At 60.5% G+C, this 11,005-nt stretch carries 7 protein-coding genes; 3 read left to right on the forward strand and 4 right to left on the reverse strand.

Annotation, left to right across the window (positions count from 1 at the left end; all coding sequences use genetic code 11):
* Together secA and sctV are read left to right on the forward strand one after the other, a co-directional pair.
* A partial coding sequence (gene secA, locus WC683_17185) for a preprotein translocase subunit SecA (protein ID MFA4974342.1) occupies nucleotides 1-1,985 on the forward strand: 1,985 nt, incomplete at its 5' end.
* A gap of 72 nt (nucleotides 1,986-2,057) precedes the next feature.
* Nucleotides 2,058-4,214: a type III secretion system export apparatus subunit SctV gene (gene sctV / locus WC683_17190; GenBank protein ID MFA4974343.1), complete on the forward strand. Its 2,157-nt coding sequence runs from the start codon at nucleotides 2,058-2,060 to the stop codon at nucleotides 4,212-4,214.
* A gap of 6 nt (nucleotides 4,215-4,220) precedes the next feature.
* On the opposite strand, the gene WC683_17195 is transcribed toward sctV, so the two are convergent.
* From WC683_17195 to WC683_17210, 4 genes are read right to left on the reverse strand one after another with little or no spacing between them, the layout of a single operon-like run.
* Nucleotides 4,221-5,297 carry a hypothetical protein gene (locus WC683_17195; protein ID MFA4974344.1) on the reverse strand — a complete coding sequence of 359 codons (1,077 nt, stop codon included), beginning with the start codon at nucleotides 5,295-5,297 and terminating at the stop codon, nucleotides 4,221-4,223.
* A 16-nt stretch (nucleotides 5,298-5,313) separates the two neighbouring features.
* Complete coding sequence (locus WC683_17200) at nucleotides 5,314-6,351, reverse strand: FHA domain-containing protein (protein ID MFA4974345.1); 1,038 nt, start codon at nucleotides 6,349-6,351, stop codon at nucleotides 5,314-5,316.
* Entirely contained in the window at nucleotides 6,339-7,544 is a 1,206-nt protein-coding gene (locus tag WC683_17205) for a tetratricopeptide repeat protein (protein ID MFA4974346.1), read from the reverse strand. Before WC683_17205 ends, WC683_17200 begins: the two co-directional genes overlap by 13 nt.
* A 6-nt stretch (nucleotides 7,545-7,550) precedes the next feature.
* Entirely contained in the window at nucleotides 7,551-8,636 is a 1,086-nt protein-coding gene (locus tag WC683_17210) for a hypothetical protein (protein ID MFA4974347.1), read from the reverse strand.
* Nucleotides 8,637-8,732: 96 nt separating this feature from the next.
* Between WC683_17210 and WC683_17215 the strand changes: the two genes are divergently transcribed.
* Nucleotides 8,733-11,005 (forward strand): PEGA domain-containing protein (locus tag WC683_17215; protein MFA4974348.1); only part of this gene is annotated, 2,273 nt, incomplete at its 3' end.

An 11,005-nucleotide genomic window follows, 5' to 3' on the forward strand; every position in this document is an offset into this window, starting at 1 on the left:
CGGCGTCCACCGAGAAGTACTACATCATCAACGGCATCGCGCCCTACCTCAAGCCGGAGAAACACTACATCGTGGACGAGAAGGCGCGCTCCGCGACGCTCACCGAGGACGGCGTCTCCGAGGTCGAGAGGCGGCTCAACGTAAAGAACCTCTACGATCCGCAGAACATAGACGTGCTCCACCACGTCAATCAGGCCCTGAGGGCCCACGCGCTCTTCAAGAGGGACGTGGACTACGTGGTCAAGAACGACGAGGTGATCATCGTCGACGAGTTCACCGGGCGACTCATGCCCGGCAGACGCTGGAGCGACGGCCTTCACCAGGCGATCGAGGCCAAGGAAGGCGTGCGCATAGAGAACGAGAACCAGACACTGGCGACGATCACCTTCCAGAATTACTTCAGGATGTACAAGAAGCTTTCCGGCATGACCGGGACCGCGGACACGGAGGCCGAGGAGTTCCATAAGATCTACAAACTGGACGTGGTGGTCATACCCACGCACCAGCCGATGATACGAGAGGACGAGGCCGACCGCATATACAAGACCGAACAGGCCAAGTTCGATGCGGTCGTTACCAAGATACGCGAGCTCCACGAGAAAGGGCAGCCTGCGCTGGTCGGCACCATATCGATCGAGAAGTCAGAGCGGCTCGCCAAGATGCTCCAGAGGTACGGTCTGCCGCACAGCGTGCTCAACGCCAAACAGCACGAGCGCGAGGCGGAGATAGTGGCGCAGGCGGGTCGTTTCGGCGCGGTGACGATATCCACGAACATGGCCGGCCGCGGGACCGACATAATGCTCGGCGGCAACCCCGAGTTCCTTGCACGGAGCGAGACCGGACCGGATGTCTCCGAGGAGGAGTTCAAGGCGGCGGTCGCCCGCTACAAGGGGCAGTGCGCCGCGGAGAAGAGAAAGGTGATAGAGGCAGGCGGGCTCTACATCCTGGGCACCGAGAGGCACGAGTCTAGGCGCATAGACAATCAGCTCAGGGGCCGCTCCGGCCGCCAGGGTGACCCCGGCAGATCGCTGTTCTACCTCTCCCTCGAGGACGATCTGCTCAGGATCTTCGGCGGTGAGCGGATATCCGGCCTCATGGAGCGGATGGGCATGGGCGAGGCGGACGAGATACAGCATCCGTGGCTGTCGCGCGCCATCGCCAACGCACAGCGCAAGGTCGAGGGCCACAACTTCCAGATAAGGAAGAACCTGATCGAATTCGACGACGTGATGAACCAGCAGCGCCACACGGTCTATTCGAGGCGCCGCGAGATACTGGCCAACGAGAGCAACAAGGACATGGTCCTCGACATGATCGACCAGACGGTGACGGAGATCGTCGAGGAGTGCGTTCCAGAGAAGATCGGCGAGGGCTTCGACTCCACTCAGCTCAAGGACAGGGTCCTCGCCGCGTTCAACGTCCTGCTCGCGGATTCCGATCTGTCCGCCGGGCAGACGTTGCAGGAGGAGCTGGGTAAAAACCTGTACGACCGCATGATCGCGATCTACGAAGAGAGGGAGCGCGCCAACGGCGCAGACCTCATGCGGCGGATCGAGACCGTACTGTTGCTCCAGACGCTCGACGCCCTTTGGAAGGACCACCTGCTCTCCATGGATCACCTCCGCGAGGGGATAGGGCTCCGCGGTTACGGGCAGAAGGACCCGATACTCGAGTACAAGAAGGAAGGGTACATGCTCTTCCGCGAGATGATGAACAGCTTCGTCGCGGACACGGTTTCAAAGCTGTTCAGGGTCAAGGTCTCCAGCGAGGAGAGCGTCTCGCGCGTCGCCGAGCGGGGCAGACAGCGCCAGGCCGCGAGCGCCGTGCATTCCGGGACTAGCGCCTTCGACGAAGCTCCCCCGGAGGCCCGCGGCGACCACGGCAGGAGGCAGGGCACGATCCTTCGCGAAGCCCCCAAGGTCGGCCGCAACGACCCCTGTCCCTGCGGCTCGGGGAAAAAGTACAAGAAGTGCTGCGGCGCCTGATCTTATTTTGCCCCTTGGCTACCTTCCCAAATATGCTAAAATAGTGGCAATTTCAGGAAAGGGGTCCCGCGCATGTCCACCCAGCAGCCCGAGATCGAAGGCGGCACGCTTTCGGGCCTGAACAACATCATCAACAAATACAGCGATGTAGTGCTCGCAGCGGTCATCGTTTCGGTCATCGCGATGATCGTCATCCCGCTGCCCACGTGGCTGCTGGACATCCTTCTCACCATACAGCTCACCATGGCGGTCATAATAATCCTGGTGGCGCTCTACATCAGCGACGTGCTGAAGATAGCCTCGTTCCCGACGATACTGCTCATGGCGACCCTCTATCGCCTTTCCCTCAATATCTCCACGACCAGGATGATACTCTCGCGCGGCGACGCCGGCGAGGTGGTGAGGGCCTTCGGCAACTTCGTGGTCCAGGGCAACTACGTGGTAGGCGGCATCCTGTTTCTCATCATCACCCTCGTCAACTTCATCGTGATCGCAAAGGGAGCGGAGCGCGTCTCTGAGGTCGGCGCACGGTTCACCTTAGACGCCATGCCGGGCAAACAGATGTCGATCGACGCTGACCTGAGGGCGGGCATCATCAACATGGAGCAGGCGATCCAGCGCCGTTCAACCCTGCATCGCGAGAGCCAGCTCTACGGAGCCATGGACGGCGCGATGAAATTCGTGAAAGGCGACGCCATCGCCGGCATGATCATCACCCTGATAAACGTCATAGGCGGTTTCATCGTGGGCGTGGCGCTGAGGGGACTGCCGTTCCAGGACGCGCTCAAGAGTTATTCCCTGCTGACCATAGGCGACGGACTCGTGCAGCAGCTGCCCGCGCTGATCATCTCGGTCTCCGCAGGCATCGTGGTGACGCGCGTCTCCTCGGAGAGCGAGGGGTCCAACCTGGGGCGTGACATAGTCACGCAGGTCACGGCGTATCCGAAGGCGCTCATCATAGCCGCTGTGATACTGGGCCTTTTGGCCATAGTCCCTGGCCTGCCCAAGATCCCCTTCATCATCATGGGGATCATCGTCGGCGGGATCGCGGCTTACCTCATCAAATCCAAGGAGAAAGTGGTCCAGCAGATCATGGAGCAGCCGAAGCAGGATGCGGTCAAGCGGGCGGTGCGCAAGCACGGCGACGTGATGCCCTTCATCCTGCCGTCGCCCATCTCCATGGAGGTGGGGAGCGCGATCATCCCGTTCGTGGACGACTCGCAGGACGGGGGGCGCTTCATCAACGAGCTGATTCCGCTTCTCCGCCACGGCCTCTACTACGAACTGGGAGTCAACTTTCCAGGCATACAGGTGCGCGGGCAGACGGTGGACATGGAGCCGGAGGCGTACGTCATCAACATCAACGAGGTCCCGGTGGCGCACGGAAAGGTGATGCACGGCCATATCCTCGTGGGCGAGCCGCTGGAGCAGCTCTCGCTCTTCAATATCAACGGCACCGAGGCGATCCATCCGATCGACGGGTCGGTGGTCACCTGGATATCGGAGGAGTTCAAAGGAGTGGCGCAGCAGGCCGGCTTCAGGATGTGGGACGTCTCCGAGTACCTGATTCTCCATCTCTCGTATGTGCTCAGAAGACACGCCAATGAGTTCCTGGGCTTGCAGGAGATACAGACTATGGTCTCCGAGTTGGAGAAGAGCCATCCCGCGCTCGTGAAGGAACTGATTCCCAAGGTCATCACCATCATGCAGCTGTCGGACATCTTCCAGAGGCTCGTGCAGGAGGATATCGCCGTCAGGGACTTGAAGACCATATTCGCTACTCTGGCCGCATGGGGCGAGATCGAGCGCGACACGCTCACGCTCACCGAGCACGTCCGCGCAGGACTCAAGCGCTACGTGACCCACAAGTACGCGGGCGCCGCGAATACCCTCGCCGTTTACCTGCTGGACGCGGAGATCGAAGACTTGGTGAAGAACGCGATTCGCCGCACCGAGAAGGGCAACTATTTGGCGCTGGAGCCGGAGATTACGCAGGAGATCGTAGAGGCGGTCGGCAAGGAGATCGCGTCGCATCCGTTCCCGCCGGGCGCCAGGCCGCCGGTGATACTCACCACCGCGGAGATACGCCGTTACTTCAGGAAGATCGTGGAGCTGGAGTTCCCTCAGCTCTCGGTCCTCTCTTATCAGGAGCTTTCGGAAAACCTCCGCATACAACCGATCGCACGCGTCGGCATCCCGCAGGAGGTGCTGCAGTCCGCGATGGTTTAATTTACCCTAGACCTTTACGACGCCGTTCTCCACCACGGTTTTGCGCGTGCCGTCCGGGAAGATCATGTCGCAGCGCTTGCAGGTGATCGGGCTCTCTTTGGCGTATACGACGTCCTGGTGCACGACCTTGCCTGATTTGAAGTCTTTCACTCCAACTTTGCCGCCGAAGTGGTCGGAACGGCCGTAGGCCCAGTGGAAGCCGGCCTTCTCGTCTTCGAGCACGATGCCGGTCACCCTGGCCTTGTCGTTCAAGCCTACCGCGAACTCAGCGATGTTCTGCCATGCCGGGTCGGCCTTGAACTTTCCGCGCAGCTCGGCCGCTTCAGGGCTCGCGCCCTTCACGTCGACGATCTTGTTGGCCTTCACGATGAAGACCGCTGTCTCATCCCCGAGTTTGACCGGCAGCTCGCCCGCGGTTTTGCTGTCCGGGCCTTCGTTCGGCACGCAGTAGACCTCGCCCGCGGGGAGGTTGGAGAGGGCGCCGTCCGTGCCTGCCTTCTCGGGGTGCAGTATGCCGTCGTCCTTGTGCGCGTGGTTATACGAGGGCAGGTCGAAGTAGCACTTATGTCCTGTGGAGAACTCGACCTCGGCGGCCGCGGCCTTGTCGAATATCGCGGCCAGGATATTCGCCTTCTCTGCGATGGCTGAATAGTCCGCGGAGAGCCCTGACTCCTCCATGAACTTTGCTACTCCCGGCATGCTGCCCACGCGCAGCTTCTTCGACTTCTTCGTGTAGCCGTAGAGCGGAGCGGTGGCCGAAAACTCCGGCATCGCGATGATGATTGTGGAATGGCCGATCACCTCGTCGAAATCCTTGTCCACGCCTCCGATCTTGCAGGTTTTGGGAAGATCGGCGTTGTTGCCGCCAGTGGCCTGGTACGTCACCGCGGGATTCACCGTGACGCCCCAGCGGTTCGCCAGGTGCTCGATCTTGTCGCGCCAGTCTTCCGCCATCTGACGGCGTTCTTTCCATTCCTTGCGGTCGGGAATCGACCCGTGCGGCAGATCGTACATCACGGTGACGATCTCGCCCTTTGCCGGTTTGAAGATGCTGTCGAAGAATTTTTCCAGATTGAACGCCATGATTTTCTCCTTTTTTTCAGGATGACAGCAGGTTGACTATGGTTATGAACGCGAAGAGCAGGACTGAAACTCCGAGGCCGATCATGCCTATCTCCACTGGCGTGAGCTTCTTTATCTTTTCGATCCTGGGCGTGGGCGTGGGATAAGCGGCATGGGAGGCTCGTTTTTTCTCCAGATCGGCCCATTCCCTGACCGCTTCGGATTCCTCCTCAGGGAGCTCCTCTGTGGAGCCGGTTTCAGCTTCCTCTTCGGTTTGCATCGCCGGCTCAGGCTCTTCCTCGAGGCCGGGTATCTCCTGTGGCGAGATCGGCGCGGGTCTGGATTTCGGAGCGACCTCCTCCATGGCGGCCAGGTTTATCTCCTGCGGGTTTCTGAAGATGCAGACTATCGTACCGAACGCCACTCGGTCGCCGTCGTGCAGATACTCCTCGATCACGCGGCGGTTGTTCACGAAGGTGCCGTTCTTGCTCTCCAGGTCGCGGATCGCTATGCCGCCCCAGCGTTTCAGGACCTTGGCGTGGCGGCGCGATATCGCGTACTCGTTTATCGGGAAGTCGCACTCCGGGTCGCGGCCTACCGTGAATTCTCCCGTCTCGTCCGTGAGATGGAGTTTCTTGCCCTCGGCCACGCCGTTGAGCACCTCGAGGGACGGCACCATCTCCTTGTCCAGCGCGGTCAGCACCTTCTTGAGGAGCTTGACCTCCAGGAGGTCGGAGCCGGTTATCTCCTCATCGATGGTGAGAGCGCTTTCCGCTTCGGCGCCGTGAAAACGAAGGTCGAAGGTGTCGATGGTGATGAGATCGCCGGGCCTGAGCAGGTTCTTCTCATGGGGCGCCAGCCTCATGCCGTTGAGGAACGTGCCGTTGCCGCTCTTGAGATCGATGATGAAGTGGTTCTCGCCGTCGGAGACGATCTTTGCGTGGAAGCGGGAGACGCCGCGGCCGCGCAGCTGTATCAAGTTGCGGTCGTGGCGGCCGACGGTGATCTCCTCCTCGGTGCAGGAGTGTATCAGCGGTTCTTCGCGGCCTCTTTCCTGTATGATCAGTTGCGACATTTGATTTTGTTCGCGTTCACGAAGTCTGAGGCGATCTTCGTCTCCGCCGCGAACTCCTTTGCGCCCGTTGCGATGAATCTGCAGTACATCCGGCCCGCTTCCTCTGTCCTCCCCTGCTGTTCATGGATCTTGGCCAGGTTGTAGAGCGCTCTGGCGTAGTTCGGAGCTATGACCACGGTGCGCTCCCACTCGCGCTGCGCGTCGAGAATTTTCCCCTGCTTGAGATAAGTCAAGCCCAAATTGAAAGAGGCGTCGGCGAAGTTGGGGTTGATGCGAGTCGTCTCTTTGAGCGCTGCGGTCGCATCGGCAAGACGGCCGGAATTGAGATAGAGCGTGCCGAGCCTGTACCAGGCCAGCTCGTTGTTCGGCTCTAGCGCAGTCACGCTCTTGAACTCGTTGACTGCGAGATCCGGCTGCGTCGCCTGCATGTAGTAGAGGCCCAGCGACATGTGGACCCTGGGCGATTCGGGTTCGATCTCCAGGGCCTTGTTCAGCGCGTTCTGCGCCTTGGTCAGGTCGTTGCGCGCCAGGTACAGCTCGCCCGTCTTGAGCCACTGGTCGGCCGACTCCGGCTTATCGGCCAGCGCCAGCCTGCGGCGGATGCCGGCGAGTTCGAGCTCGCCGCGTTGTTCGTAGACCTCGGCGAGCTTGGCGTGCACGTGCGTGAGGGAGGCGTCCAGCTCGGTCGCTATCTTGAACTGATCGATCGCGAGCGGGCTGTAGTCCTGTTTGTCGATCTTGGATTTCTCGAGATACGCAAGGCCTAGATTGTAATGCGCGTCGGCGAGCGTGCTGTCTTTTTTGAGGCCCTTTTTTATCGCTTCGATCGCGTCGTCTATCCTTCCTTCGGCCAGATACACCGCGCCCAGGTGCGCGTATGCGGCGGCGTATTTTTTATCGAGTTCGATCGCCTTCTTGAACTGCGCTTCTGCAAGACTGTTTCGTCCCGTCTTGCGATAGACCACGCCGAGGTTGTTGTACGCCTCCACATATTCCGGCGCGAGCTCTATCGCGGTCTTGAACTCGAGCTCAGCGCGCTCGTAGTCGTCCTTGTTCATAAAGCTCACGCCCTGGTTGTTGTGATACACGGCGCGAGAGGTAGGCATGGTGATCTTCTTCTTGGCCGCGGCCTCCATGGGGAAAGCGAGCATCGCTACGGCGAGGAGAAGAGCCGTGTATCTGTATGATTTCATATCACCTCATGGATTTCCAAGGCACGGGTCTATAGCGCTGGCCCGGTTTTGCGCCTGCACCGCACCTTCTTGATTGCCGAGTATGGATTCCGAATTCGCAAGCCTCTGCCACGCCACAGCGTCCTCGGGCACGAGCTCGACGCTCTTCCTGAAGGCCGCGGCAGCCGCCTTGTGGTCGGAGCGGCTCGCCGCAGCCGAACCTTCCTTGTAGTAGGCGTTGCCCATCACGAACCTGTCTTTTATTTCGGCCGGACCCGTTTCCTTGGCGGCGGGTTTGGGTTTGATGTATCCGAAGACCGGACTCATCGGCTTCGTGAGCTTGGCCATCTGTGCGATCTCGGCCTCCGCCCGGATGAAATAGGTGTCATAGGGTTTTCCGGACATCTTATTGTAGAGGCCGAGGAAGTCGTTCACAGCGGCTATGCCCTGATAGCCCAGCGGAGAGGCGTAATCCAGCCTCTTCACATCCGTGAAATGCAAGATGACCGCCTCGGCGTTCGACGCGTTGTACGCCTCGAGCAGCTCGCGGCCCCTCGAGTAGCTCTCGTACGCGCGGGTGGATGCCGTCGCATCCTTCACTGCATTGAATGAGGACTGGTCGAAGGAGAGTTGCATCTCCTTCATGATATCCGCAGTCGCCTGGGCCGTCCTTGAGAAGAACTCGCTGTTGTCGGGGTAGGGGAAGACCGCCTCTCTCTGGGCGATGAGCTGCCCGCCGCCGTCCGAGAGTTTGATGAAGATTCTCATGTTCCCGTCGAGGTGCTGGTACATGCCGTCGATCGAGTAATCATAGGGGCCGCCTCCGTGTGTCGCCGTTATGCCGTACTGCGCCCGCGCCTTTCCGGCGGAAGAGAGGAGGTCTCCCACGAAGTTGCGGATCCCTGTGGAGAGCCACTCGTCCCCAGGTTTTTTGGTGAAGTCGGTGAAGGGCTTCACCAGGATGTTTTTTCCGGCGGGCATGAGCGACATGCGGCCCTGGGCCATTGCCGCCTGCCACTTGACGCATGTCTTGGATTGCGCCGTGCCGGGTGCGGCGGCTATGAAGAGAAGCGCGAGAAAGGCGAAGAGTTTGATGCGCCCGATGCCTGACATGATGAACCAATATCCTGATTTTCTTAGTTAAAATCAAGCTCTAAACCCAGAGGGTGCTTTACTGGGCCTCTCCGATATGGTATTCGATTAGTTGATATGGCTGATGACCAGGAGAAGAGGGGCCCGGCGCAGGCGGTTGAGGAGAGGCCGCAGGCCGCGCCTGCGGCAGATTCCGCCGACAAGACCGTGATAAGGTCACAGGGTGAGATCGAAGAGGAGCTGACCCCCTCGCGCCAGCAGACTTCCCTCCCTTACATGGTCATAGTTGACGGTCCGCGCATCGGCACCCGTTTTCCGCTCAAGGAAGGCGCCAACATCATGGGTCGGGCGCCGACCAACGAGATCAGGCTCGAGGACCAGAGCGTCTCCCGCCAGCACGCCGAGGTGATGCGGCAGCCCACGGGCTATGTGGTGAAGGACCTGGGCAGCAAGAACGGCACTTTAGTCAACGGCAAGCAGATATCGGAAGCGGTCAAGATCAGCCACAAGGACGTGGTCAAGACCGGCATATACCAGCTCAGGCTCGTTACGCAGAAGATGGCGCTCGATGAGGAGCTCACGCTCCCGCCGGAACTCGCGATGAGCGACCGGACGGTCTTCGTAGCAATCCCCCCCGACAGCCTCACGTCGCGTATGGAGGAGAGGGAGGTCCCTCTCGAAGAATCTCCTGCCGAGGAGATTCCTCTTCCCGCAGATGAGAAGGCATCCGGTTCTAAGTCAAAGGTGATTTCCAACAGGTTTTCGGGTCTGCTCGGCGCTGCCCTCGCCGACAAGCGCAAGGCGGCGATGTTCGGCGCCCTGATAATCCTGCTCATCATCACTGCCGGATATTTTGGAAAGCGTCTGCTCTTTAAACCTGCCAAGCGCGTCGTGGTGGCCAAATCTCTGCCGGCCGATGTAGCGCCAGTACCTGCGCCGACCCCGGCTCCAGCTCCGGCCCCGATGCCCGCACCGGCTGTCCCTGAGACTGCGGCTGCTCCTGCATCCGTCTCTCCGCCGTCGCCTGATGTCGGGCCGTTGCCCGCTGAGACGCCTCCTGTTGCGGTCGGTCCCACGCCTCCGGCGCCTGGCGCGCCGGAGACTGCAGCACCGCTCCCTGCGCCTGCGCAGCCGGGTATGCCGGTTGAGCCGGCCGGCAGCGCGATGCCTGTCTTCGTCGATTTCGCCTCCAGCCCGCTGCCTGCAAAGGTCATGTTCAAGGGCCAGGACGTGGGCCAGACTCCCATGCGCATAAACGTTCAGCTTATGCCGGGCCAGAGCTACGAGGCGGAGGCCACGTTCGTAATGCCCGAGATCAACGAGAGCTATACGCAGAAGGTTTCGTTCCAGGCGGAGCTGGGCCAATCGGTGGTCCCGGTGCTATTCCGCGCGCCGATAGGCATCTTCAAGGTCATGGGCCTTCCAAAGGACACCGAGCTCTACATGGAGGGCAAGTTTGTCTACGACAAGTACAGGAGCGGGACGGCGAAACCCGACAGCGTGGTGTTCAACAAGCCGAGTTATGTGCCCTACGGCACGTATGTTGTGGAGCTCAGGCGCGCCCGAAGGCTGGGCGAGACCTCTTCCACCTATGTGAGCGACATAATCTATCGAAGGGATTTCGTGTTGGCCGAGGACCAGCCCACGTACGTGCTCGAAGTGAAGGAGGAGGACCTCAAGATATTCCCCGTGAAGGTGAAGTCCGATCCCTCGAACGCCGAGGTCTTCATCGACGGCAAACTCGTGGGGGCGACCCCGTACGAGGGCACGTTTCCCCTCGGCGAGCACAGGCTGGTGCTGCGCAAGGAGGGATTTTTCGAGCATGCCGAGGACCTGAAGGTCGACATCAACACGCCGTTTCTGGCCGACGTCAAGCTCCAGACCTCCATCGCGGGCGCGCATATCAACAACGCCAAGCTTGCGATGAATCGCCAGATGTACCAGGAGGCGATCAACGAGCTGGCGGCAGCGCTCACGTCGGAGCCTGCACCCTCGGAGATAGCGCTCGCCAATTACATGCTCGGCAAGAGCTACTACGCGCTCAACGATATTCAGAGGGCGATCAGCTACTTCGAGCAGGCGCGCCAGGTGGAGGAACAGCGCTACCCGGCCATGCTCGGCCTCGTCGCCTGCTATGCCGCCCAGCAGCAGGCCGCGAAGGCGCTGCCCCTGCTGGTGGAGGTGATGCTCAAGTCAAAGGACGAGGAGGTCAAGCGCGAGGCGAACGGCCTCTTCCAGAAGATATCGCCGCTTCGCTCCGTGATCTACGTCTATTCCGACCCCTCGGGCGCGACGGTTACGGTCAACGACAAGCCTGTGGCGCAGCAGACGCCGGTCATCCTCCACGATCTTCCGCTCGGCAGCTACCGCATCCGTATTGAAAAGGCGGG

It is taken from the genome of bacterium (assembly GCA_041648665.1).
GTDB lineage: Bacteria > UBA10199 > UBA10199 > 2-02-FULL-44-16 > JAAZCA01 > JAFGMW01.

Excerpts from the sequence above, each read along its gene's own strand:
- sctV (MFA4974343.1), top strand. The coding sequence starts at position 2,058 with ATGTCCACCCAGCAGCCCGAGATCGAAGGCGGCACGCTTTCGGGCCTG.
- WC683_17210 (MFA4974347.1), bottom strand. The coding sequence starts at position 8,636 with ATGTCAGGCATCGGGCGCATCAAACTCTTCGCCTTTCTCGCGCTTCTC.
- WC683_17200 (MFA4974345.1), bottom strand. The coding sequence starts at position 6,351 with ATGTCGCAACTGATCATACAGGAAAGAGGCCGCGAAGAACCGCTGATA.
- WC683_17195 (MFA4974344.1), bottom strand. The coding sequence starts at position 5,297 with ATGGCGTTCAATCTGGAAAAATTCTTCGACAGCATCTTCAAACCGGCA.
- WC683_17205 (MFA4974346.1), bottom strand. The coding sequence starts at position 7,544 with ATGAAATCATACAGATACACGGCTCTTCTCCTCGCCGTAGCGATGCTC.